The 24,151-nt window shown below is 72.2% G+C and carries 20 protein-coding genes and 3 tRNA genes; 13 read left to right on the top strand and 10 right to left on the bottom strand.

The window, feature by feature from the left end:
* Positions 1-89: 89 nt before the first annotated feature.
* Both ACFZDI_RS19345 and ACFZDI_RS19340 read right to left on the bottom strand, forming a co-directional pair.
* Positions 90-1,043: an anti-sigma factor RsbA family regulatory protein gene (locus ACFZDI_RS19345; protein WP_391251934.1), complete on the bottom strand. Its 954-nt coding sequence runs from the start codon at positions 1,041-1,043 to the stop codon at positions 90-92.
* A complete protein-coding gene (locus ACFZDI_RS19340; RefSeq protein ID WP_234850854.1) occupies positions 1,040-1,384 on the bottom strand; it encodes an STAS domain-containing protein in 345 nt (114 codons plus the stop codon). Before ACFZDI_RS19340 ends, ACFZDI_RS19345 begins: the two co-directional genes overlap by 4 nt.
* Positions 1,385-1,573: 189 nt before the next feature.
* Here ACFZDI_RS19340 and ACFZDI_RS19335 point away from each other — a divergent pair, with 189 nt between their 5' ends.
* The 7 genes from ACFZDI_RS19335 (at position 1,574) to ACFZDI_RS19305 (ending at position 8,321) form a co-directional block, all read left to right on the top strand.
* The gene (locus ACFZDI_RS19335) at positions 1,574-2,272 is read left to right on the top strand and encodes an ANTAR domain-containing protein (RefSeq protein WP_361121102.1); all 699 of its coding nucleotides are present in this window, start codon (positions 1,574-1,576) and stop codon (positions 2,270-2,272) included.
* 104 nt (positions 2,273-2,376) lie between these two features.
* Complete coding sequence (locus ACFZDI_RS19330) at positions 2,377-2,535, top strand: hypothetical protein (protein ID WP_391251931.1); 159 nt, start codon at positions 2,377-2,379, stop codon at positions 2,533-2,535.
* A 131-nt stretch (positions 2,536-2,666) separates the two neighbouring features.
* On the top strand, positions 2,667-2,909 hold the full coding sequence (locus tag ACFZDI_RS19325) for a DUF6411 family protein (RefSeq protein WP_234850851.1): 243 nt from the start codon (positions 2,667-2,669) through the stop codon (positions 2,907-2,909).
* 69 nt (positions 2,910-2,978) lie between these two features.
* Complete coding sequence (locus ACFZDI_RS19320) at positions 2,979-3,944, top strand: YhjD/YihY/BrkB family envelope integrity protein (RefSeq protein WP_391251929.1); 966 nt, start codon at positions 2,979-2,981, stop codon at positions 3,942-3,944.
* A 68-nt stretch (positions 3,945-4,012) separates the two neighbouring features.
* Entirely contained in the window at positions 4,013-5,938 is a 1,926-nt protein-coding gene (gene uppS, locus ACFZDI_RS19315) for a polyprenyl diphosphate synthase (RefSeq protein WP_391251927.1), read from the top strand.
* Between the two features lie 160 nt (positions 5,939-6,098).
* The gene (locus ACFZDI_RS19310) at positions 6,099-6,872 is read left to right on the top strand and encodes a sulfite exporter TauE/SafE family protein (protein WP_234848972.1); all 774 of its coding nucleotides are present in this window, start codon (positions 6,099-6,101) and stop codon (positions 6,870-6,872) included.
* Between the two features lie 225 nt (positions 6,873-7,097).
* Positions 7,098-8,321: a cytochrome P450 gene (locus ACFZDI_RS19305; protein ID WP_391251925.1), complete on the top strand. Its 1,224-nt coding sequence runs from the start codon at positions 7,098-7,100 to the stop codon at positions 8,319-8,321.
* 634 nt (positions 8,322-8,955) lie between these two features.
* On the opposite strand, the gene ACFZDI_RS19300 is transcribed toward ACFZDI_RS19305, so the two are convergent.
* From ACFZDI_RS19300 to ACFZDI_RS19290, 3 genes are all read right to left on the bottom strand, one after another.
* Positions 8,956-9,029, bottom strand: a tRNA-Ile gene (locus tag ACFZDI_RS19300).
* Positions 9,030-9,218: 189 nt separating this feature from the next.
* Positions 9,219-9,291 (bottom strand) — tRNA-Asn (locus ACFZDI_RS19295).
* Positions 9,292-9,296: 5 nt separating this feature from the next.
* A tRNA-Asn gene (locus tag ACFZDI_RS19290) sits at positions 9,297-9,369 on the bottom strand.
* Between the two features lie 159 nt (positions 9,370-9,528).
* On the opposite strand from ACFZDI_RS19290, the gene ACFZDI_RS19285 reads away from it, so the two are divergent.
* The 4 genes from ACFZDI_RS19285 (at position 9,529) to ACFZDI_RS19270 (ending at position 15,232) form a co-directional block, all read left to right on the top strand.
* Positions 9,529-9,834 (top strand): YtxH domain-containing protein, encoded by a 306-nt coding sequence (locus ACFZDI_RS19285; RefSeq protein WP_234848959.1) that lies wholly within the window; start codon positions 9,529-9,531, stop codon positions 9,832-9,834.
* A gap of 175 nt (positions 9,835-10,009) precedes the next feature.
* Entirely contained in the window at positions 10,010-11,458 is a 1,449-nt protein-coding gene (locus ACFZDI_RS19280; protein ID WP_391251923.1) for an FGGY family carbohydrate kinase, read from the top strand.
* Positions 11,459-11,570: 112 nt separating this feature from the next.
* Positions 11,571-13,304 carry an ABC transporter transmembrane domain-containing protein gene (locus ACFZDI_RS19275; protein ID WP_391251920.1) on the top strand — a complete coding sequence of 578 codons (1,734 nt, stop codon included), beginning with the start codon at positions 11,571-11,573 and terminating at the stop codon, positions 13,302-13,304.
* A complete protein-coding gene (locus ACFZDI_RS19270) occupies positions 13,304-15,232 on the top strand; it encodes an ABC transporter transmembrane domain-containing protein (protein ID WP_391251918.1) in 1,929 nt (642 codons plus the stop codon). Before ACFZDI_RS19275 ends, ACFZDI_RS19270 begins: the two co-directional genes overlap by 1 nt.
* A gap of 108 nt (positions 15,233-15,340) precedes the next feature.
* On the opposite strand, the gene ACFZDI_RS19265 is transcribed toward ACFZDI_RS19270, so the two are convergent.
* Positions 15,341-16,633, bottom strand: a complete 1,293-nt coding sequence (locus ACFZDI_RS19265; RefSeq protein WP_391251916.1) for a sigma-70 family RNA polymerase sigma factor — start codon at positions 16,631-16,633, stop codon at positions 15,341-15,343.
* Between the two features lie 139 nt (positions 16,634-16,772).
* Here ACFZDI_RS19265 and ACFZDI_RS19260 point away from each other — a divergent pair, with 139 nt between their 5' ends.
* Entirely contained in the window at positions 16,773-17,390 is a 618-nt protein-coding gene (locus ACFZDI_RS19260; RefSeq protein ID WP_391251914.1) for a hypothetical protein, read from the top strand.
* Positions 17,387-18,385, top strand: coding sequence for a nucleotidyl transferase AbiEii/AbiGii toxin family protein (locus ACFZDI_RS19255; protein ID WP_391251912.1), 999 nt, complete (start codon positions 17,387-17,389; stop codon positions 18,383-18,385). The genes ACFZDI_RS19260 and ACFZDI_RS19255 overlap by 4 nt, the downstream gene beginning before the upstream one ends.
* A 6-nt stretch (positions 18,386-18,391) precedes the next feature.
* Here ACFZDI_RS19255 and dnaG read toward each other — a convergent pair whose 3' ends face one another.
* The 4 genes from dnaG to ACFZDI_RS19235 all read right to left on the bottom strand — a co-directional run bounded on the left by dnaG (position 18,392) and on the right by ACFZDI_RS19235 (position 24,017).
* Positions 18,392-20,311, bottom strand: a complete 1,920-nt coding sequence (gene dnaG, locus ACFZDI_RS19250) for a DNA primase (protein ID WP_391251911.1) — start codon at positions 20,309-20,311, stop codon at positions 18,392-18,394.
* A gap of 124 nt (positions 20,312-20,435) precedes the next feature.
* On the bottom strand, positions 20,436-21,701 hold the full coding sequence (locus ACFZDI_RS19245) for an FAD-dependent oxidoreductase (protein WP_391251909.1): 1,266 nt from the start codon (positions 21,699-21,701) through the stop codon (positions 20,436-20,438).
* 134 nt (positions 21,702-21,835) lie between these two features.
* Entirely contained in the window at positions 21,836-23,113 is a 1,278-nt protein-coding gene (locus ACFZDI_RS19240; protein ID WP_391251907.1) for a deoxyguanosinetriphosphate triphosphohydrolase, read from the bottom strand.
* Positions 23,114-23,249: 136 nt separating this feature from the next.
* Positions 23,250-24,017: a CbiX/SirB N-terminal domain-containing protein gene (locus tag ACFZDI_RS19235; protein WP_391251905.1), complete on the bottom strand. Its 768-nt coding sequence runs from the start codon at positions 24,015-24,017 to the stop codon at positions 23,250-23,252.
* Between the last annotated feature and the right edge of the window lie 134 nt (positions 24,018-24,151).

Raw genomic sequence — 24,151 nt, 5'->3', positions numbered from 1 at the left:
CCGGCCATGCCCCGGGCGCCCCAACTCCGGCCATGACCCCCGGGCGCCCGAACTCCGGCCACGGGGCCGGGTGCGAGCGCCCCTCCGGGTCAGCGGGCGAACCAGCAGCGCACCGTCGTCCCGTCGTCGCCCCGGTGCACCCGCACCAGGTCCGCGATCAGGTTGACCAGCAGGATCCCGCGCCCGCCGCGCTGGTCGCGGGGCACCGGCCGGCGCCCGGCCAGGGCGTCCCCGAGGCGCCCGTCGTCGCGGACCTCGCACACCACGTACCCGTCCTCGGACCACACCCGCAGCACGCCCGAACCGCCGCCGTGCACCACGCTGTTGGTGGTGAGCTCGGCCGTGGCGAGGGCCAGGTCGTCGAGCTTCACACCGACCAGGCCCAGCCGGGCGCCCTCCCCGACGGCCACGTGCCGGGCGTGCGAGAGGGAGTCGGACTCGAAGGCGAACGTCAGCGCCTCCGGAACCGGCGGCAGCGCCTCGTTGTAGCGGAGGACCACGTCCTCGGGGGCGTACGCCGCACTGGCCTCCTCCGCCCGGGTACCGGGATGGATGACGGCGGGGTGGGTGGCATAGGCGTCGGCGACCATGTGCTCGGGCAGCCGCGCGACGTCGTACGGGCACATGATCGTCGCGGGGCGCCCCCGGAAGGCGGCGTTGATGAGCGCCTCGTGCTGGGCGCAGGCCGGGTACTCGGTGGCGGAGCGGCCGGCCCAGACCGGTTCGCCGATGATCCGCACCCGGCGCCCGGCGGGCTGGGCGTCGGCGAAGGCCAGCAGCACACCGGGGATGATCCGCCCCGGGTTGCGTCCGGCCTCGCGCATGTCCAGCAGGCGCACCGACCCGGCCGCGTCCCCCAGCGCGTCCCTGATCAGGTCGAGGTTCTTGCCGGGCACCGCGACGGCGACCGGTTCGCCGGCCTCCAGGCCGTCGCGCACGAAGGGCAGGGTGCCGTCGAGGTACTCCTGCTCGTCCCGGTAGAAGAGGGCGGGGTGGGCGAAAGCGTCCAGAGGGCCGAAGGCCTCGGTCACGGCAGCAGTCATGACGTCGACACCTCGATTCCGCTCTGGCCGGGCCACAGCAGGTCCAGCGTGCGCCGCAGGGCGGGCGGCGGCCGGCGCACCACGAACCGCCGGCCGTCCCGGAGCTGCCCGGCGGCGGCCGCGAGGGCACCAGCACCCGCGACGTCCACGAACGTCACGTCGGACAGCTCCAAGTAGTACACGTCCTCACCTTCACGGACAGCCTCTTCCAGCACACCTTCCCAGATCGCACGCGTCGTCAGGCCGACCTCCCCGGCCGCCCGGACGCCCTGCTGCCCGGCCAGCGGAAACACCGCCAGGCCCGGCACGGGGCCGGTCGCCGAGAGCTGCTGCCGAGTCATCAAGGCCCTCTCCCCACGTTTACGGACCACAGCGCTCGTACCCGTATGGCAAAAGCTCATTCCCCCGAAGCGGGTGTAGTAAGCGGTACGGCGGGCAGGCGCACCGTCACACCGACGTCCACGGGGGCGAGAGACGTCGTGCAGTCCGGCGAGACGCACACGACCGATGAGGACAGACAAGGCGGTGACATGACCTCAGCGGCATCACCACATCTCACAGGAGGGCTGGACACCCTGGTCATCCCCGGCCGCGTGGACGCGGACCGCGCCGAGCTCACCCCACGGGGTGAGCTCGTCCACGGTTGCGCGGAAATCCTGGCGAGAGCCCTGGCCGGCCTGCCGGCCACCGTCACCCGGGTCGACCTGGACATGGCGGGCGTGCACTTCATGGACACGGCGGGTCTGCAGTTCCTGGACGTGCTGGCCGATCACGGCCGGCAGCGGGCACTGACGGTGACGGCGACGAACTGGAACGGCCAGCCGCGCCGGATCCTGGAGCTTGCGGGCCTGGACACGACCGACCCGTTGAGCGGCCTGGACGCCACCGGCCCGGTCCCCGCCGCGCCACCGGCCGCCCCCACCGTCTCGGCGGTCTCCCTGGAACGCGCGGAACGCCTGCACGTCCTCCAGGAGGAGGTCGAGCAACTGCGCCAGGCCATCGCCTCCCGGCCCGTCATCGACCAGGCACGGGGCATCCTCATGGCCACCCACGGCTGCACGTCCGACGACGCCTGGCACATCCTGCGGGAGACGTCCCAGCTGTCGAACACCAAGCTGCGGGACGTCGCGGCGGCGGTGACGGCGAGCGCGGAGGCGGACGGCCCACCGCCGCCGGCCGAGCTGCGCACGGCACTGCACCGGGCCGTGGCGAGGCGCCGCCGGGGCTGAGTCGTGCGTGCGGGGCCGGTGCAGTGCCGCCCCGCCGGGGTACCCCGGTGCGCCGCGCCCCGCCGGGGTACCCGGGAGCCGACGGCTGCCACAGGAGGTGCACCATGAGCGACCACACCCCGTCCCAGGCCGAGGGCGACCGCGACGACGAGCAGGACACGGCCCCGCGTCCCACCCCGTCCCAGGCCGAGGGCGGCCGCGACGACGACACGCCGGACGAGAGCGACCCCCCGGAGGACTCCGGCACGGAGCAGGACACGTAACGAAGCAGCCCGCACGACGGAGCGGGCATGTGGCGGAGCGAGGCGCGCACGGGAGCGGACGTACACCGAGGTCACATGGAGGCGGCTCGGCGGGGCACCCGTATCTCCCCGACCAGTCAAGGGAGTTGCTCGTGATCGTCGCCGTCGTCATCGCCGGGTGTGTGCTGTTGGCCGTGCTCGCCTTCCTCGTCCCCCGTCTCTCGCGCCACCCCGAACGCGGCACCCAGCGTTCGCTCGGCGCGGGCGCCCGGGCCGGCAGCAAGGCACCCGGTGTGCTGGGCAGGCTCTTCGCCAAGCCCTTCCACTCGAGCTCCCGCGCGGTGAGCCGCAGCGGCTCGGCCGGCCGCCGTACCCGCGGCCGCATGCCCTTCTGACCCCCCGCGCGGCCGGCCACCGGGCATGCTGGTCCGGTACGCAGGGCAGGCAGAAGGAGACCTTTCTCGATGGGCACCGCAGTGCACGTCCCGCAGACGCGGGACATGATCGGGGAGGAACTCTCCGGGGACGAGGCGTTCACCGCGCTGCGGCGCTACGGAGGCCGCCGGCTGCTCGTCGACGCGTTCACCCGTTTCCGCTACGCCGACGGCTTCAGCAACTCCCGCTCCCTCGCCTTCCAGGTGGTCCTGGGCATGGTCCCGTTCACCATCGCCCTGGTCGGCGTGGCCACCACCGTGCACACGGAGAGCGTGGGGCGGATCATCGAACTCACCCTCGGCCGCATCGTGCCCGGCGCCAGCACGCGCCTGGTCCAGGACGCCCTGCACGGCACCGAGCGCAGCGCCGGTTCGGGAGTGTGGGGCGCGGTCGCCATGTGGCTGGGCCTGGCGTTCGCCGTGCTCAACCTGGCCTCGGCGATGGCCCAGGTCGAGCGCGGCGCCAACCGCATCTACGGCATCGAGCGCGACCGGCCGTTCGTCGCCAAGTACGGCCGGTCCCTGGTCCTCGCCCTCGCGGCGGGCATGCCGATGGTCCTGGGGTTCCTCGTGCTCGTGGCCGGCGACGCCGTCGGCCACGCGGTGGTGCAGACCCTCGGCTGGTCCCGCACCTGGCTCGACGTGTGGGACGCCCTGGACGTGCCGCTGGGTGTGCTGCTCGCGTGGATCGCCTCCGCGGTGATCTTCCGCTGGGCGCCCCGCCGGGACCAACCGGGCTACACCTGGCTCGCGTTCGGCTCCGCCGTCCACCTGGTGCTGTGGATCACGGCCACCTGGCTGCTCTCCCTCTACGTCGCCGAGAGCGGCTCGTTCGGCGCCGTCTACGGGCCGCTGACGGCGTTCGTCGCCCTGCTGCTGTGGGCCAACCTGACGGGTGTGGCCCTGTTCCTCGGCATCGCCTTCGCCGCCCAGCTGGAGGCGGCCCGGGCCGGCATCACCGAGGCCGTCCGGCCGGACCCCGGACCGGGCCCGTGAGGGTATGCCGCTGACGCGCACCCCGCCCCTGTGATCACCGCACGGAACCAGGACGTATCGTCCTAGGTGTGAGCGATGTGCCCCCCGCGACCCCAGCACCGGCGGACCGAGAGGCGGCCTCCGCGTCCCCGGAGCGAGCCGGAGCCCCGGAACGAGCCGAGTCCACGGAGCCGGCCGAACCACCGGTGACCGGCGACGACGACCCGGCCCTGCGGGCGGCCCACCGACTGTGCCGGCGCCGGACCAAGGAGCAGGACCCGGCGGAGTACGCGCTGATCCAGCTGGTGCCCGCGGCCCTGCGGCCGGCCCTGCACGCGCTGTGGGCGGCCGCCAACGCCCTCGACGACCTCGGCGACGACCGCACCGCGCCCGCCGCAGAGCGCGCCGCCCGGGTCGAGGCCTGGATCACCGCCCTGCACCGCGAACTGCCCACGGGAGCAAGCCCGGACCCCGTCCGGCACGCCCTGGTGGACACCGCGATCCGCTGGCGCCTGGACCTGTCCGAGCTGCGGGACGCCATGGCGCAGGTCCAGGACGACACCCGGGGCAGGGACTTCGCCGACTGGGCGCAGTGGCGCACCTGGGGCCGGGACAACCTGCTGCCCTGGTTCGGCCTGGTCCGCACGGTCTTCGACCGGGCCGGCGTCCCCGTGGCACTGCGCCTGGACACCCGGGAGGCCTACGAGGAGTTCCTCGACGGCGTCCGGCTCACCGACATCCTCACCGACCTGTCCGCGGACCTCGCCCAGGGCGACCTCCTCCTGCCCGCCGAGGCCCTCGACCTGCACCCCGGGTCGGCCGCCGACCTCCCGCGGCGCCGCTGGAGCCCCGCCGTCGCCGGGCTCCTCACGCACCTGACCGGCCTGGCCCGCCAGTGGGTGGCCCAGGACGGCCTCACCCGCGGCATGCATCCCGGCCCCGCCACCGTCCTGCAGACGATGGCCGCCCTGCTGCACGCCCAGCTCGACGCCGTCGACGCGGCCGGCCCGGACGTGCTGCGTTCCCCTCCCCGGCCCGCGCTGCACACCCGGGCCCGCATCCTCGCCCCCGCCCGGGCCCGCGCGGCCCTGGCCTGGAGCCTGACCCCGCTGACGGTGCCGCCGCGGCAACGCCCGGCCGCCCACCGGCCGCCCGGACCCGCCGGACCGGCATCCACCGGCACCTTCCGTCGGCCCCCGCCCCACCCGAGCGGCGAGCGGCCCCCGGAGATCCCGCCCGGTCTGCTGCCCGCCCACGTCGCCGTGATCATGGACGGCAACGGCCGTTGGGCCCAGCAGCGCGGCCTGCCCCGGCACGCGGGCCACCGAGCCGGTGCCACGGCCGTGCGCGAGGTGGTCCACGGCGCCCTGGACATCGGCCTGCGCCATCTGACGCTGTACACCTTCTCCACCGAGAACTGGCAGCGTGACGCGGAGGAGGTCGACGCGATCCTCGACCTGCTGCGCGGCGAACTGGCCGAGAACCCCTTCCGTGACCTCGACGTCCGGCTGCGCTGGCACGGCCGGGCCGGCCGTCTGCCCCCCGACCTCGTGGACCTGCTCCACCTGCGGGAGCGCACCACCCGCGCCCGCACCGGCCTGACGCTGACGATGTGCATCGACTACGGCGGCCGGGACGAGCTCACCCGCACCGCCGCCGCCCTGGCGGCCCGGGCCCGGGCCGGCCGGCTGGAGCCCGGCCTGATCGACGAGGACGACTTCGCCCGGCACCTGCCGCGCCCGGACATGCCCGACGTGGACCTGCTGTGGCGCACCGGCGGCGAACAGCGGACCTCCAACTTCCTGCCCTGGCACGCGGCCTACGCCGAACTGCACTTCACCCCCGGTCTGTGGCCGGACGCCGACCGCCGGGACCTCTGGCAGGCGGTCACCGCCTACACCCGGCGCCAGCGCCACCACGGCGCCGCTCCGGCACGGTCGGGCGAGCCCGCCGGGGCCGACGGGCCGTCAGCGGCCCACTGTGTGACGGCCCCTGCCGCGGGCTCGGGCGACTGAACCGGGTGTCCCGCCGCAGCGGGACACCGCGCCTCTGCCCGACGGCGCCCACATACTGGGCGCGCGGGCCGGGCGGCCGGCCCGCTCGTGCATGATCGGTACGAGCCCCTCGACCGCGTGCGACTCGGCGGGGAGGCGACACACCGAGCCTTGTGAGGAGATGGCGTTGTCCATCTGGGAAGCACTGGCGGTCTTCGCAGCCGGCACGGCAGCGGGCACGATCAACACCATCGTGGGCTCCGGCACCCTGATCACCTTCCCGGTGCTGCTCGCCATCGGGCTGCCGCCGGTCACCGCCAACGTCTCCAACGCCCTCGGCCTCGTCCCCGGCTCCATCAGCGGGGCCATCGGCTACCGGGCCGAACTGCGCGGACAGGGCCGCCGCGCGCTCGTCCTCGGTCTGATCGCTCTCGTCGGCGGGCTCGGCGGCGCCGTCCTGCTGCTCGCGCTGCCCTCCGAGGCGTTCGACACGTTCGTGCCGGTGCTGATCGCCCTCGCGCTGGTCCTCGTCCTGCTCCAGCCCCGCCTCGCCGAGGTCGTACGGCGTCGCCGCGAGGACAACGGCACCACCGGCCGACCGCACGGCGGACCCGTGCTCCTGGTGGGACTGCTCCTGGCGAGTGTGTACGGCGGCTACTTCGGCGCCGCCCAGGGAGTGCTGTACCTCTCCCTGATGGGCCTGTTCCTCGATGAGGACCTGCAACGCGTCAACGCCGTCAAGAACATCCTCGGCGCCGTCGTCAACGGCGTCGCCGCCTGCTTCTTCCTCTTCGTCGCCGAGTTCGACTGGACGGCCGTCCTGCTGATCGCCGTGGGCTCCGCCCTCGGCGGTCAGATCGGCGCCAAGGTCGGCAGACGCCTCCCGCCCACGGCACTGCGCGCGGTCATCGTCACCGTCGGCGTCATCGCGATCGCCCAGCTCCTGCTGCGGTGAGATGTCTCCACAGGCCGTCGAGGCCCGGCGGATCGTCGAACGGCTCGGGACGACGCGTGGCGGCCGAGCAGGACGCCGCCGGCAAGCAAGAGGGCCGTCGCACGGGAACGCGCGGGTCCGGTCGATGACAGCCGGTCAGCGATGTCCCATATCACCGTGGCACGAGGTATGGACCGAAAGTCACCATCCGACAGATACCTTCCGCTGCGTCGCTAGCCTGGGCCGATGCCCACCCACGCTTCGCCCGCGTCCCTGCTGTCCGCCCTGAGGCCCCGGACCCAAGAGCGCCTCTACGACTTCTACAAGGAGCTACGGAGCGCAGACGACCTCGTCTGGGACCCCCGCCTGGATGCATGGATCGCGACCAGCCATGCAGTGGTCAGCAGCGCCGCCGGCGGCCCGCGGTTCTCCTCGGTGCGCTACCCCGACATCGAGGCCGTCTCCGAGGAACTACGGCCGCTGGCCCGGGTCCTGAGCCGGCAGATGCTCTACAGCGACGCCCCCGACCACTCCCGGCTGCGTGCCCTGCTCAGCAGAGCCTTCACCCCCCGGGCGGTAGCGACGCTCCGCGACCGGATCTCCGGAGCTGTCGAGCAGATCATCACCCGTGCGGCGCCGACCGGGCGGCTGGACATCGTCGCGGACCTCGCCCGCCCCCTGCCCCTGACCATCATCTGCGACCTCCTCGATGTGCCGGAACAGGACCGACCCGCCTTGTCTTCCTGGTCCGACCCGATCGCCGCGGCCATCGGCAGTTCCAGGCTCGACGCCGACGACAGCCGTGCCGCCTCGCAGAGCATGGCACGCATGCTCGCCTACCTCCGGGAACTCCTCACCTGCCAGGACTCCCCGCCCGCACCCCACACCCTGCGCGCACTGTTGACCACGCGGGCCGAGGGTGCCGACCAGGACGTTGACGAACTCCTCGCCAACTGCGCCCTGCTTCTGATCGCCGGCCATGAGACCACCACCCACTTCATCGGCAACGCCGCTCTCGCCCTGCTGCGCCACCCCCAGGCAGCCGACCAACTGCGCCGGCGGACCGACCTGATCCCCGCTGCGGTCGAGGAACTCCTGCGCTACGACAGCCCGGTGCAGCTGATGCTGCGCCGGGCGCGGCACGACCTGGACCTGGCGGGTCGCTCCATCGCCGCCGGGCAGGTGGTGCTCCTGGTGTGCGGTGCCGCCAACCGGGATCCGGCCGCTTTCCCCGATCCGGACGTGCTGGACTTCCAACGGCCTGGCGGGCGGCACGTCGCCTTCGGATACGGGCCGCACTTTTGCCTCGGCGCGGCGCTGGCCCGGCTGGAGGGCGCTGTCGTCCTGGAAGCACTCCTCACCCGGCTTCCCGGCCTGAGGCTCGACGGCATCGCGCCTCAGTGGCAGCGCAGCCTCAACTTCCGCGGGCTCACCGGCCTGAACGTTGCCTTCACCCCCGTCTTCGGGTGATCACGGCAGCGCCGCGCAAGCCGGGCTGACCGATGGCCGGTTGAGCGACTCGTGGTCTCGCCGTGGCGGCGCCGCCTGGGGCACCGGCTGGTGTCGTCGGCGGGCGACAGCCGTGGGTTCGACGGTGGCAAGCCGGCCAACGGGCGCAAGCGGTAGGTCGTGGGCGAGGCCCCGGGCGTGCTGCTGGATGGTCACAAGCACGGCTGTCGGCGACCGCGCCGCCGCCCAGGTCCTCTGGCGCGGGTGGCCGATGTGCGCCACTGCGTCGTCCTCTGGTGCGCCGGCGAGCGGTGGCTCGGGCCTGTGCCGGTCTTGGTACGCAGCAGCGGTCCGGAGAGATCGTGAAGGTCTCCGTGTGCCAGGGCTGCAGCCCGCCGGCCCGCCAGGTCCGCAGCACATCCAGACCCGGCGTGGTTGTCCGCCGTTCGGCCCACCCTGCGACACCAGCCGCTCGTCCATCCGAAACGAACCACGGCTGACGTGGCGAGACGTGAACTCAAGACCGGATCACCAGGTGACCTGGACCACCGACCTGACCGTGCCGCTGGAGCGCGGCGGATCTTCACCGTCTGCGGCCTACGCGCGATGCCCGCACCCCTGGCGAGACGTTTCCGCAGGTCAAAGGCGCGCGCAGTGGGGCGGGTGGGACTCGAACCCACGGCCGACGGATTATGAGTCCGCTGCTCTAACCGGCTGAGCTACCGCCCCATAGCGGCGTGTCGCGTACATGTGTGCGCGCCGTCTGCCGCAGCATAGCCGCTCATACGATCTCCTGCTTCGGCTGGGCGGCTCCGCACGGCCTACGTGACCATGAGGACTGCGCCGGGCGCCGCGCGGTTCCCGGACCAGCGGATCGGGCATGAAAAAGGACCCCTGAGAGGGGTCCGTTCCCACCTGCTCCCCCGACTGGACTCGAACCAGTAACCTGCCGGTTAACAGCCGGCTGCTCTGCCAATTGAGCTACGGAGGACCGAGCTCCCCGGACTGGACTCGAACCAGTAACCTGCCGGTTAACAGCCGGCTGCTCTGCCAATTGAGCTACCGAGGAAGGTCTCGTTTGCATCGAACGTACCTACCTGGGTATCCGCCAGGGGGCGCGCGTTCGCTGCGACACATACATTAGCGCAAGCAGGGGGGTGCTTCGCCAATCGGTACTCCCCGGCACCGACGCCGCACCGGAGACCTACGCAAGGGAAGGGTGGCCGCCATGCGTTACCGGCTCACGTTCGTTGCCGGAGTCGTCCTGGGTTACGTGCTGGGCACGAGGGCCGGACGAGAGCGCTACGAGCAGTTGAAGAAGTCAGCCCGGCAGTTCGCGCAGAACCCCGCCGTGCGCAACACCGCGGAGACGGCGGCCCACCAGGGCCGCGAGTTCGCGGGCAAGGCGTACCACGTGGTGAGCGACAAGGTCGGTGAGCGTGTCCCCGACTCGGTGGCCGACCGCGTCCGCCACCTCCGCGACCGCGCCACCCACAACGGCGGCGAGGACGACTGGGGCACGAGCAACACGTGATCCTTTCCATCGCCGAGCAGCCCCGTGCCCCGAAAAGGGGCGCGGGGCTGTATCGATGTGCGGCTCCGCCGCGTGGGCGCTACCAGCCACGACGAGGCCCGCATCCCAAACCCCGGCGACACCCTCACGGCGCCCACGGCCCAACCCCAGCGGCGCGTGCGGCAGAATTTTGGCCATGGGGATAGTCGCCGGGTTGGACAGTTCACCCGATTTCACTCGTATCGTCGTCTGTGACACGGACTCCGGAGCCGTGCTCAGGCAGGGATATGCACCGCATCCGGTGGAGAGCCCCGACGGTGGCGGCCGGCCGTCCGACGTCGATCCGCAGGCCTGGCTGCTCTCCCTGGGCGAGGCCGCGGGTGGCGGGCTGCTGGAGGGCGTGCAGGCGATCGGCGTCTCGGCGCAGCAGAACGCCGTCGTGCCGCTGGACGCGCAGGGCAACACCGTGCGGCCTGCGATGGTCGGCGGCGACAAGCGGACGCAGGTCGCCGCGGCCGATCTGATCGACGCGCTCGGGGGCCGCGAGGCGTGGGCGCAGGCGGTGGGCTGCGTGCCGCAGGCGGCGCAGCCGGTGACGAAGCTGCGCTGGCTGGCCCGGACCGAACCGGAGAACGCGCGGCGCACGGCGATCCTGCTGCAGGCGCACGACTGGCTGGTGTGGCAGTTGCTGGGCCGGCCGGTCAGGAGAACCACCGACCGGGGCGGGGCGTCGGGCACCGGCTACTGGTCGGCGGCGACCGGCGGCTACCGGACCGACCTCGTGGAGCTGGCGCTCGGCCACCAGGTGATGCTGCCGGAGGTGATCGGCCCGGCGGACGCGGCCGGCAGGACGCCGGAGGGGCTGCTGATCTCCGTGGGGACCGGCGAGACCATGGCGGCGGCGTTCGGGCTCGGCATCGGCCTCGGTGACGCGGTGGTGTCGCTGGGCGCGTCCGGGTCCGTGATGGCCGTGCACCCCGAGGCCCTGGTCGACGGGTCCGGGATGATCACCGCGCTCGCGGACGCGACCGGCATGCACCTGCCCGTCGTCACCACGCTGAACGCCGTACGGACGCTGCGCGGGGCGGCCGAGCTGCTGGGGCTGCCCGATCTGGAGAGCCTGTCCGATCTCGCGATGAAGTCGACGCCGGGGTCCCACGGGCTGGTGCTGCTGCCCTATCTGGAGGGCGAGCGGACACCGAACCTGCCGCACACCGCCGGGACCCTGGCCGGGCTGCGGCGCGAGTCGATGAAGGCGGAGCACCTGGCGCGGGCCGCGTTCGAGGGGATGCTGTGCGGACTCGCGGACGCGCTCGACGTGCTGCGCGGCCGGGGCGTGGAGGTGCGGCGGGTGTTCCTGCTCGGGCCGGCCGCCGAACTGCCCGCCGTACAGGCCGCGGCGCCCATGCTGTTCGGGACGCAGGTCGTGGTGCCGCAGCCCGCGGACTACGCGGCGATCGGCGCCGCCCGCCAGGCGGCCTGGGCACTGGGGGCCTCGCAGGGCACGCTCGACGTGCGGAACCCGCCGGCCTGGCAGGGCGCGGTGGCGCAGGTGCTGGAGCCCGGGGAGGAGCTGGCCGTGGGGCAGGCGGTGCGGCAGCAGTTCGTGGCGGTACGGGAGCAGACGCACCCGGGGGCCCTCTGAAGGGTTCGACCGCCTGTTGGGTTAATTCGGTTGAGGTAACGCCGGTGGAGTGTTCGACGATAGGGGCCAGGGGCAACCACTCGGCCCCGTCATCCACTCCGAGAGAAGCAGCGTGCTCATACGACTTCTGCGGACCTATCTCAGGCCCTACAAGAGACCCATCGCCCTGCTGGTGCTGCTGCAGTTCCTGCAGACCTGCGCCACGCTCTACCTGCCCACGCTGAACGCGGACATCATCGACCAGGGTGTCGTGAACGGCGACACCGGCTACATCCTGGGCTACGGCGGCCTGATGATCGGCATCTCGCTGGTCCAGGTCGGGTGCAACATCGGTGCCGTGTACTACGGCGCCCGCACGGCCTCGGCGCTCGGACGGGACCTGCGGGCGTCCGTGTTCGACCGGGTGCAGTCGTTCTCCGCGCGTGAGGTCGGTCACTTCGGGGCGCCGTCGCTGATCACGCGGACCACGAACGACGTCCAGCAGGTGCAGATGCTGGCACTGATGACGTTCACGCTGCTGGTGTCGGCGCCGATCATGTGCGTGGGCGGCATCGTGCTGGCGCTCGGGCTGGACGTGCCGCTGTCCGCGGTGCTGGTGGCGGTCGTGCCGGTGCTGGGCATCTGCGTGACACTGATCGTGCGGCGGCTGCGGCCGCTGTTCCGGGCGATGCAGGAGCGGCTGGACTCGGTGAACCAGGTGCTGCGCGAGCAGATCACCGGCAACCGCGTGATCCGCGCCTTCGTCCGGGACGAGTACGAGCAGCAGCGCTTCCGGAAGGCCAACACCGATCTCACCGACTTCGCGCTGGGCACCGGTAACCTGCTCGCGCTGATGTTCCCGATCGTCATGACGGTGGTGAACCTGTCGTCGATCGCCGTGGTGTGGTTCGGCGCGCACCGGATCGACAGCGGGGGCATGCAGATCGGCGATCTGACGGCGTTCCTGGCCTATCTGATGCAGATCGTCATGTCCGTGATGATGGCCACCTTCATGTTCATGATGGTGCCGCGTGCGGAGGTGTGCGCCGAGCGCATCAGCGAGGTGCTGGACACCTCCTCCAGCGTCGTGCCGCCGTCGGCGCCGGTGCGGGAGCTGCGCCGGCACGGGCATCTGGAGATCCGCGGGGCGGGCTTCCGCTATCCGGGTGCCGAGGAGCCGGTGCTGCGGGCCGTCGACCTGGTGGCCCGGCCGGGTGAGACGACCGCCGTCATCGGCTCGACCGGCAGCGGCAAGTCCACCCTCCTCGGGCTGGTGCCGCGGCTGTTCGACGCGACCGAGGGGCAGGTGCTCGTCGACGGTGTCGAGGTGACGGAGATCGACCCGAAGCTGCTCGCGAGGACCGTCGGGATGGTGCCGCAGAAGCCGTACCTGTTCGCGGGGACGGTGGCGACGAACCTGCGCTACGGCAATCCGGACGCCACGGACGAGGAGCTGTGGCACGCGCTGGAGGTGGCACAGGCAAAGGACTTCGTGGAGCGGCTGGAGGGCGGCCTCGACTCGCCGGTCTCGCAGGGCGGGACGAACGTCTCCGGTGGTCAGCGCCAGCGGCTCGCGATCGCCCGGACGCTGGTGCAGCGGCCCGAGATCTACCTCTTCGACGACTCCTTCTCCGCACTCGACTACGCCACGGACGCCGCCCTGCGGGCCGCGCTCACCGAGGAGACCGCCGAGGCGACCGTGGTGATCGTCGCGCAGCGGGTGGCAACCATCCGGGACGCCGACCGGATCGTGGTCCTCGACGAGGGCCGCGTCGTCGGCACCGGCCGGCACCACGAGCTGATGGCGGACAACGAGACCTACCGGGAGATCGTGCTCTCCCAGCTGACGGAAGCGGAGGCTGCCTGATGGCGGGGCCCATGGGGCGGATGATGGCCGGGGGCGGCCCCGACCAGCGCTCGCTCGACTTCAAGGGGTCGGGCAAGCGGCTCGTCGCGCGGTTCCGGCCGGAGCGGGTCACCATCTACGTGCTGCTGCTGTGCGTGGTGCTCAGCGTCGGCCTCAACGTCGTCGGGCCGAAGATCCTCGGCAAGGCGACCGACCTGGTCTTCGCGGGCATCGTCGGCCGGGGCATGCCGGAGGGGGCGTCCAAGGAGCAGGTCCTGGAGCAGATGCGGCAGCGCGGGGACGGTGACGTCGCCGACATGCTGCGCAGCACCGACTTCACCCCGGGCGAGGGCATCGACTTCACGGCCGTCGGGCACGTCCTGCTGCTCGCGCTGGGCGTGTTCACGGTGGCCGGGCTGCTGATGGCGGTGGCGACGCGGCTGGTGAACCGGGCCGTGAACCGGACCATGTTCCGGATGCGGGAGGACGTGCAGACGAAGCTGTCGCGGCTGCCGCTGTCGTACTTCGACCGGCGGCAGCGCGGTGAGGTGCTGTCCCGGGCGACGAACGACATCGACAACATCGGGCAGACCCTCCAGCAGTCGATGGGGCAGCTCATCAACTCGGTGCTGACCATCATCGGCGTGCTCGCGATGATGTTCTACGTCTCCTGGATCCTGGCGCTGGTCGCGCTGGTGACCGTGCCGCTGTCGTTCGTCGTGGCCACGCGCGTGGGCAAGCGGTCGCAGCCGCACTTCGTGCAGCAGTGGCGCTCGACGGGCAAGCTGAACGCGCACATCGAGGAGATGTACACCGGGCACGCCCTGGTGAAGGTGTTCGGGCGGCAGGAGGAGTCGGCGCGGCAGTTCGCCGAGCAGAACGACGCGCTCTACGAGGCGGGATTCAAGGCGCAGTTCAACAGCGGGGTCATGCAGCCGCTGATGATGTTCGTGTCGAACCTGAACTATGTGCTGGTGGCGGTCGTGGGCGGACTGCGGGTCGCCTCGGGTTCGCTGTCCATCGGTGATGTGCAGGCGTTCATCCAGTATTCGCGGCAGTTCTCCATGCCGCTGACGCAGGTCGCCTCGATGGCGAACCTGGTGCAGTCGGGTGTCGCCTCGGCGGAGCGGGTCTTCGAACTGCTCGATGCGGAGGAGCAGGAGGCGGACCCGGTGCCGGGCGTGCGCCCCGAGGAGCTGCGCGGTCAGGTGGCGCTGGAGCACGTGTCGTTCCGCTACGACCCCGACAAGCCGTTGATCGAGGACCTGTCGCTGAAGGTCGAGCCCGGGCACACGGTCGCCATCGTCGGCCCGACGGGTGCCGGCAAGACGACACTGGTGAATCTGCTGATGCGGTTCTACGACGTCACCGGCGGGCGCATCACCCTCGACGGGGTCGACATCGCGCGGATGTCCCGGGACGAACTGCGGGCCGGGATCGGCATGGTGCTGCAGGACACCTGGCTGTTCGGCGGCACGATCGCGGAGAACATCGCGTACGGCGCGTCCCGGGAGGTCACCCGCGGGGAGATCGAGGAGGCGGCCCGGGCGGCGCACGCGGACCGGTTCGTCCGGACGCTGCCGGACGGGTACGACACGGTGATCGACGACGAGGGAACCGGGGTGAGCGCGGGTGAGAAGCAGCTCATCACCATCGCCCGGGCGTTCCTGTCCGACCCGGTGATCCTGGTGCTGGACGAGGCGACGAGTTCGGTGGACACGCGGACGGAGGTGCTGATCCAGAAGGCGATGGCCAAACTGGCGCACGGGCGTACGTCGTTCGTCATCGCCCACCGGCTGTCGACGATCCGGGACGCGGACACGATCCTGGTGATGGAGAACGGGTCGATCGTCGAGCAGGGCGCGCACGAGGAGCTGCTGGCGGCGGACGGGGCCTACGCACGGCTGTACAAGGCGCAGTTCGCGCAGGCGGTGGCGGAGGTGGACTGAGTCGCGGGTCCGTGGTGCCGAGTTGCGTCGCGGGGGGCTGCGGGTCCGTCGTGGCTGATCGCGCAGTTCCCCGCGCCCCTTAGGGGCGCGGGGAACCCGCGGCCGGCGTCAGTCCAGATAGCCCCTCAGCTGGTCCGCAAAGGCGTGGTCCCTCAGTTTGTTGAGGGTCTTCGACTCGATCTGCCGTATCCGTTCCCGCGTCACACCGAAGATACGGCCGATCTCCTCCAGCGTGCGGGGGCGGCCGTCGGCCAGGCCGTACCGCAGCTGGACGACCTTCCGCTCCCGCTCCCCCAGGGTCGACAGGACCGCCTCCAGGTGCTCCCTGAGCAGCAGGAACGCCGCCGACTCCACCGGGGAGGCCGCGTCGCCGTCCTCGATGAGGTCGCCGAGGGCGACGTCGTCCTCCTCGCCGACGGGCGCGTGCAGCGACACCGGTTCCTGGGCGAGGCGCAGGACCTCGCTGACCCGCTCCGGCTGCAGGTCCAGGTGGGCCGCGACCTCCTCGGGCGTCGGCTCGTAGCCCCGCTCCTGGAGCATGCGGCGCTGGACGCGGACGACCCGGTTGATGAGCTCCACGACGTGGACGGGGACCCTTATCGTGCGCGCCTGGTCGGCCAGGGCGCGGGACATGGCCTGGCGGATCCACCAGGTGGCGTACGTGGAGAACTTGTAGCCGCGGGCGTAGTCGAACTTCTCGACGGCCCTGATCAGGCCGAGGTTGCCCTCCTGGACGAGGTCGAGCATGGTCAGGCCGCGGCCGACGTAGCGCTTGGCGACCGAGACGACCAGGCGCAGGTTGGCCTCGATCAGGCGGCGCTTGGCCATGCGGCCCATGACGACGAGCCGGTCCAGGTCGAGGGCGAGCTGGCTGTCCAGGTCGGGGGTGAGCCGCAGCTTCTCCTCCGCGAACAGGCCGGCCTCGACGCGGCGGGCGAGTTCGACCTCCTCGGCGGCGGTGAGCAGGGGGATGCGGCCGATCTCCCGCAGGTACTGGCGGAACAGGTCCGAGGAGGGGCTGCCGGACTCGGTGCGGACCGGCGGGGGTTCGACTGCTTCGACGGGTTCCGCCGCCTCGATGGTCTCGGCGGGCGGCTCCTCCGGCTCCGGCCCCGACTCGGGGTGGTGCGCGGCGCGGCTCTGCGCCGGGACGCCTGACAGGGCGTCGGCCTCCGCGTCCGGCGCGGCACCGTCGGCGTCGGCACCGGCGTCGGTCTGGGTGAGGGTCTGGGTCTGCACGGGGGCGACCTCCAGGATGATCGCTGCCAGGGGGGGCGACAGCGGTACTTCGGGGGCGGAGTCGGCGGCCTCGCCGCTTTCCGTCCCGTACGCGATGAGCGGAACCGCGGGGGTCTGGGACCCGTCGGTGACGGATCGGCCGCGCTCCGAGGACTCAGGCACCGGAACCCAGTGTGGGGTAAGACACATCGTCGCCACGAGGGGCGTGCGATGACTTTTTGCTTCCGGTCCGTGACCGCGTGGTCGCCCCTCGTGGGAAACCCGGATGCCTCATGCACCTCTGGTCTGCGACGATCGTCCGATGTCCGCTTCCCTGTACGAGTCGCATGTGACGGTCCGCTGCGCCGGCCCCGACGAGCACGCCCGGCTGCGCCGCTGGGCGGCGGCGGCCGGGTTCAAGCTCACGCACATCGTGCTGGCCAGGGGCCGGATGCGCGACCAGCCCATGCTCACCCTGTCCGGTTCGTCGTCCTACGCCCGTGAAGGGGCGCGCGTACGGGAAGTGGCCGCGCGGTTGCGGGCGGACGGTTTCGTTCCGGTGCGCGTGAAGATCGAGTCGTCGCCCTGGTCTCCGGAGGTGCCGCGCCGGCCCTGCGACGACGGGCGGTACTTCGAGCACCACGTGAAGCTGGGGCTCACCGCGGACACGGACCTGGCGGCTCTCGCGGCGCGCGTCGTGCCGCACGGCGCCCATCTGTCGTGGAACGCCCGGCGGGTGCGGGGCGAGCATCACGAGCGGTTCGTGACCCAGCGCTGCCACGCGGTGGACGCGCAGGGAGCGGGCCGGGCACTGGAGCGGCTGCTGACCGAGCTGCGCGACTGCGAAGTGCTCGGAGTGGAACGGGAGTTCGTGCTGTACGACAGTGATGTGTCGGTGGACGAGGGATGGCTGGAGGAGCCGGTGGGGGTACGGACATGACCGGGACGGCGTGGGAGAGGTTCGGCTGGCGGAGCTCCGAGATCCCCCGGGAGCCGCTGGACGACGCCACCCGAAGGGCGGAGCACCTGCCGAAGACGCTGCGACCGGTGCCGGGGGACGATGTGGTGCAGCGCCCGGTCTTCGACCCGGCCCTGAAGCACCTCCAGAACGCCTATCGGGCCACCGACCCGTGCTTCACCGACCCGACGCGGGACGAGGCGTGGCGGGCGGCCCGCCGGCAGGCGCTGCATCTTGTGCTGGCCGCGATCAGCGGCTCGCCCTGGGTGGACTCGCTGGTGCTGCGGGGCAGCGTGCTGATGTCGGCGTGGTTCGCGGAGGCCGCGCGCGAGCCCGGTGACCTGGACTTCGTCGTCGTTCCGCACACCTGGCGGATGGAGGACGGCCGGACGGACCGCATGCTGGCCGGGATCGCGGCGGCAGCGCAGGAGCTGGCCGGGGCACGGGGGCCGGGCGTCGGGGTCTCGGCGAGGGGCGCGGTGGTCGAGGACATCTGGACCTACGACCGTGTGCCCGGCCGGCGCATGGTGCTCCCCTGGGGCGCACCCGGCCTGCCCGGTGGCCACGTCCAGCTGGACTTTGTCTTCAACGAGCGCCTGCCCGAGCAGCCCGAGCCGGTCGAACTGCCCGGCGGCGCGCTCGTCCAGGCCGCGACGCCGGAGCTGTCGCTGGCGTGGAAGCTGATGTGGCTGATCACCGACGTGCACGCCCAGGGGAAGGACCTGTACGACGCCGTCCTGCTGGCCGAGCGGTACCCGCTGCGCTACGAGCTGCTGCACGAGGTGTTCCGGCTGACGGGCGAGTGGCCTTACCCCTACAAGGAGAAGATCCTGCTGGAGCACGTGGTGGAGGCGGTCGGGTACGTGGAGTGGGACCACTTCGTCACGGAGTATCCGCGGTTCCGGAACGACGAGCGGGAGTTCGCCGAGCGGCTGGTGCGCGCAGTGGCGCCGGCCTTCGAGGAGGCCGGGGGCTGACCCGGGTCAGAGCGCGGCGGCGCCGTGTTCCCTCAGGCTTTGGTCGTACTGCTGGAGGACCCACAGCTCGTTCTGGACGGCGGCGAGCTGGGCCGGGTCGCCGTGGGTGCCCAGGCGGGTGAGCTGGCTGGTGATGTCGCGGATGCGGCGCTCCACGGCGCGGCGGCGGACCGTCACGAGCTGGGCGCCCGCGTACACCTCGTCGGCGCCCTTCACGCCCTTGTGCAGCATGATCGCCTCGACGGCGAGCTCGGTCACCGTCGCGCGGACCGCGTCGTCCGGGGCGGCTTCGCGGACCTTGACCAGGTAGTCCTGGGGGTCGGCGACACCCAGTGCGGCGCCGCCGGCGTCCTGGATGGCCTGGCGGACGGCGGCGTAGGGCGGCGCGGTGAACTCGTCTACCCCGTAGGCGTCGAAGGCCGGGGACACCAACTCGGGCCGTTGCAGAGCCAGTTTGAGCAGCTCGCGTTCGGTGGCGAAGACCGGGTTGCGAAGGTTCAGGGCCGGGCCGCGGGAGGCGGCGGGGCCGGGCGGGCCGGCGTACTGCCGTGCCTGCTGGTGCCGCTCGGGGGCCGGGCCCTTGCCGCCGCGGTCGCGGGCCCAGCGGGCGAGCTGGGCGACGCGCTTGACCACGAACTGGGTGTCGAGGATGCCGAGCATGCCGGCGAGCTCCACGGCGACCTCGTGCTGGGCACCGCTGTTCTTGATGCGGGCGACGATCGGCGCGGCCTCGTCCAGGGCGGCGGCGCGGCCGGCCGGGGTGTCGAGGTCGTAGCGGCTCACGATCTGGCGCAGGGCGAACTCGAAGAGCGGGGTGCGGGGTTCGACCAGGTCGGCGACGGCCTCGTCGCCCTTGGCGAGCCGCAGGTCGCAGGGGTCCATGCCGTCGGGGGCGATGGCGATGTACGTCTCGGCGGCGAACTTCTGGTCGTCCTCGAAGGCACGCAGGGCGGCCTTCTGGCCGGCGGCGTCGCCGTCGAAGGTGAAGATGACGCGGGCCGAGCCGTTGTCCATGAGCAGCCGGCGGAGGATCTTGATGTGGTCGCCGCCGAAGGCGGTGCCGCAGGTGGCGATGGCGGTCGTCACACCGGCGAGGTGGCAGGCCATGACGTCCGTGTAGCCCTCGACGACGACCGCGCGGGACGCCTTGGCGATCTCCTTCTTGGCGAGGTCGATGCCGTAGAGGACCTGGGACTTCTTGTAGATCGCCGTCTCGGGTGTGTTGAGGTACTTCGGTCCGTTGTCGGCCTCGTAGAGCTTGCGGGCGCCGAAGCCGACGACGTCGCCGCCGATGTCGCGGATGGGCCACATCAGTCGGCCGCGGAAGCGGTCGATGGGGCCGCGGCGGCCCTCCTGGGAGAGGCCGGAGAGGATCAGCTCCTTGTCGGTGAAGCCCTTGCCGCGCAGGTAGCGCGTGAGGTGGTCCCAGCCCTGGGGGCTGTAGCCGACGGAGAAGTGCTGGGCGGCGGCCTGGTCGAAGCCGCGCTCGGCGAGGAACTGGCGGCCGGTGTCGGCCTCCGGGCTGGTCGCGAGCTGCTCCATGTACCAGTCGGCGGCGATCTTGTGGGCCTCGACCAGGCGGATCCGCTCGCCGCGCTGGTGGGAGGGGTTGTAGCCGCCCTCCTCGTAGCGCAGGGTGATGCCCGCCTGGGCGGCCAGGCGCTCGACCGCCTCCGAGAAGGAGAGGTGGTCGATCTTCATCACGAACGTGATGGTGTCCCCGCCCTCCTGGCAGCCGAAGCAGTGGAAGAACCCCTTGCTCGGGCTGACCTGGAAGGACGGTGACTTCTCGTCGTGGAAGGGGCAGAGACCCTTGAGGTTGCCGCCGCCCGCGTTGCGCAGCTGGAGGTACTCGGACACCACGGCGTCGATCGGGACCGCGTCCCGTACCGCCTTCACGTCCTCGTCGTTGATCCGTCCTGCCACGTGGTGAGTCTACGGGGCCGAACTGACACTCCTGAGGCGAGACGGCTTTCCGGCCGGGAGCCCGGGGGTTGCCCCCGGGAATTGCAGCACGGTGGCGGACCGACACTCCTGACAGCCCCGGCGGCTACGAGACGAGGTCGTCCAGCGGGACGTGCGGGTCCGCCAGGGACTCCGTGTTGACCCTCGCTTTGGAGCGGATCAGGCGCTGGATCTTGTCCGTTACATCCCATACGTTCACGTTCATCCCGGCCAGCACCCGGCCGTCCTTCACCCAGAACGCGATGAACTCGCGTTTCCCGGCGTCCCCGCGGACCACCACCTGGTCGTAGGAGCCCGCGGGTGCCCAGCCCGAGTACTCCATGCCCAGGTCGTACTGGTCGGAGAAGAAGTAGGGCACCCGGTCGTACGTCACGTCGTGGCCCAGCATGGAGCGCGCGGCCGCCGGGCCGCCGTTCAGGGCGTTGGCCCAGTGCTCCACGCGCACCCGCGTGCCGAACAGGGTGTGCGGGAAGGAGACGACGTCACCGGCCGCGTAGACGGACGGGTCGGAGGTGCGCAGCCGCTCGTCGACGACGATGCCCCCGCCGTGGGCCCGGTCGGCGATCTCCAGGCCGGCCGTCTCCGCGAGGTGGGTGCGCGGGGCCGCGCCGATCGCCGCCAGTACGTCGTGCGCCGGGTGCTCCTCGCCGTCGTCGGTGCGGGCCGCGAGGACCATGCCGTCCTGGCCGACGATCTCCGTCAGCCGCCTGCCGAAGTGGAACCGCACCCCGTGCTCGCGGTGCAGCTCGGCGAAGAGGCCGCCGAGCTCCGGGCCCAGCACGCCGTGCAGCGGGGTCGGGCCGTGCTCGACGACCGTGACCTCCGCGCCGTACGCGCGGGCCGCCGCCGCGACCTCCAGGCCGATCCAGCCGGCCCCGGCGATGACGAGGTGGCCGTTGTCCCGGCCGAGGTTGGTCAGGACGTGCTTGAGGCGCTCGGCGTGGGCCAGCCGACGCAGGTGGTGCACGCCGGCCAGGTCCGTGCCCGGGATGTCGAGACGGCGGGGCTCGGCGCCGGTGGCCAGGAGCAGCTTGTCGTAGCGGACGACGGTGCCGTCCTCGCCGAAGCGGACCGTCCTGGCCGTGCGGTCGATGGCGTCGACGGTCTGGCCCAGGTGGAGCTCGATGTCGTTGGCCGCGTACCAGGCGGGCTCGTGGACGAAGACGCTGTCGCGTTCCTCCTTGCCGAGGAGGTAGCCCTTGGACAGGGGCGGGCGCTCGTAGGGGTGGTCGCGTTCGTCGCAGATCAGTATCACGCGGCCGGTGAAGCCCTCCGCCCGGAGCGTCTCGGCCGCCTTCGCGCCGGCCAGTCCGCCTCCGACGATGACGAATGTCTGATCCGCGTCGACCACTTGTTGCCTCCTCGTCAGGGTGTCGCCACTTGCGAGCGTCCCGCACGGAGCGTGATGCGGGAAGAGGGAGTGACCCGATCAGGCCACGGAGGGTCACATTCGGGGGTGCTGCCGCCCCGCCCGTCGCGTCTGTCTCATCCCTGCCCCGTCAGGCGGGCGTGAAGCGAACGGGCGGAGGTGTCGGTGAGGGAGGCGATCTGGTCGACGATCACCCGCTTGCGCGCGCGGTCGTCCGCCGCCCGGTCGAACAGGGCGCGGAACTGCGGGTCCAGGCCGTCCGGGGCGCGGGCGGTGAGTGCCTCGGCCAGTTCGGCGACGACGATCCGCTGGTCGGCGCGCAGCCGCTCCTGCTCGGCGCGCTGCATGACGTAGAGGTCGGCGACGGCCTTGAGGACGGCGCACTCCATCCGCGTCTCGCGCGGGACGACCAGCTCGGCGGCGTACCGGGTGAGCCGCCCGGCCCCGTACGCGGTGCGGGTCGCGGTCTCGGCGGCCAGGCAGAAGCGGCCGATGAGCTGGCTGGTGGCGTCCTTCAGGCGGGCCTGGGCGACGGCCGTGCCGTCGTAGCCGTGCGGCCACCACTCCTGGGCGAGGAGCCGGTCCAGGGCCTCGGCGAGTTCGGCGGGGTCGGTGTCGGCGGGGACGTACCGGCCGCGGGCGACCTCGAAGACGTCACGGCGTTCGGGGTCGGCGTGCAGGCAGTTCGGGTCGATGTGGGCGGCGTGCAGGCCGTCCTCCACGTCGTGCACCGAGTAGGCCACGTCGTCGGACCAGTCCATGACCTGCGCCTCGAAGCAGGTGCGGGTGCCGGGGGCGTCCTTGCGGAGCCAGTCGAAGACGGGGCGGTCGTCCTCGTAGACGCCGAACTTGTGCGAGGCCGGGTCGGTGGGGTGGGCGCCGCGGGGCCAGGGGTACTTGGTGGCGGCGTCGAGGGCGGCGCGGGTGAGGTTGAGGCCGACGGAGCCCTCGGGGGTGAACCGTTTGGGCTCGATGCGGGTGAGGAGCCGCAGGGACTGGGCGTTGCCCTCGAAGCCGCCGCAGTCCGCCGCGAATTCGTTGAGGGCCTGTTCGCCGTTGTGGCCGAAGGGCGGGTGGCCGAGGTCGTGGGAGAGGCAGGCGGCTTCGACGAGGTCGGGATCGCAGCCGAGGGCCGCGCCCAGTTCGCGGCCGACCTGGGCGCATTCGAGGGAGTGGGTGAGGCGGGTGCGGGGGCTGGCGTCCCAGGCGGGGCCCAGGGTGCCGGGCGTCACCACTTGGGTCTTGCCGGCGAGGCGTCGCAGGGCGGCGGAGTGGAGGACCCGGGCGCGGTCGCGTTGGAAGGCGGTGCGGCCGGGGCGTTTGTCGGGTTCCGGGGCCCAGCGGTCGACTGACGTCGGGTCGTAGGCCGGGGGGTTCTGTGCGGTGCCGTCCATGGGTCGACAGTACGGGCACCGGTGTGCTGTACGCCTTTGCGTGTGCCGGGTTCGGTGGTGTGGCGTGTGCGGGCCCGTTGTGGCTTGTCACGCAGTTCCCCGCGCCCCTTTCGGGGCGTGTTCCCGCTGCCCGGTGTCAGGCTGAGGCCAGTTCCCGGAAGGCCGCCTTCGCCAGCGCCTCCTCGTAGCGGTGGAGGACGAGGTCGGCCATCGACGGGTGGGTGCCCAGGGGGGCCGCTGCTATCCAGGGGGCCTTCTGGGTGCACTCCGTGGCGAAGCGGCCGGGGGCCGTGAAGTAGGCCGCCAGGGCTATGTGGCGGCGGCCCCTTGCCAGGAGCGTGCGGACGGCCGTCTCGACCGTCGGGGTCGCGGCGGAGGCGTAGGCCGGAACGACCGGGACGCCGAGGCGGGCCGCCAGGAGGTGGGCCGTGCGGGCCGTGTCCGTTTTCGCGTCCGGGTCGCGGGAGCCCGCCGCGGCGAGGACGACCGCGCTGGTGCGGCGGGGCGTCCCGCCCCAGCCGGCTTCCGTGAGGCGGGCCTGGAGGGCGTCGACCAGGAGCGGGTGCGGACCGAGGGGGGCGGCGAGGCGGGTGCGGGCCCGGGAGGCCGCCGCCATCTCGGGGATGTCGTGCTTGACGTGGTATCCCCGGCTGAGGAGGAGGGGGACGAGGACCGCCTGCGAGTCCCCGAGGGCGGCGAGCGTGTCGGGGAGCAGCGGGGCGTTGAGCTCGATGTGACCCAGGTGCACGGGCACGTCGGGGCGCAGGGCCCGGACCCGGTCGAGGAGTGCGCTCACGGTGCTCAGCGCGCGGGGGTCGCGGCTGCCGTGGGCCACGACCACGAGGGCGGGCGGGGCCGGGCGGCGCGGGGCGGGCGGCGGGACGAGGCTGAGCTGACTGGGCATGCACCGATGGTCGCGGCGGCACGTTGCCTTCCCGTTGCACGGGCGTCACGGGTGTTTTCCGGCGGTTCACGATGGGGAGCGGGCGGTGTGTGAGGTGGTGTGAGCTGCGGTTTCCCGGAACCGAGTGAAGCTGG

The organism is Streptomyces sp. NPDC007907, assembly GCF_042959365.1.
In the GTDB taxonomy this organism is placed as follows: Bacteria; Actinomycetota; Actinomycetes; order Streptomycetales; family Streptomycetaceae; genus Streptomyces; species Streptomyces indiaensis.
Note: the sequence above shows the minus strand (reverse complement) of the source record. Positions and strands in the feature narration are given on the sequence as shown.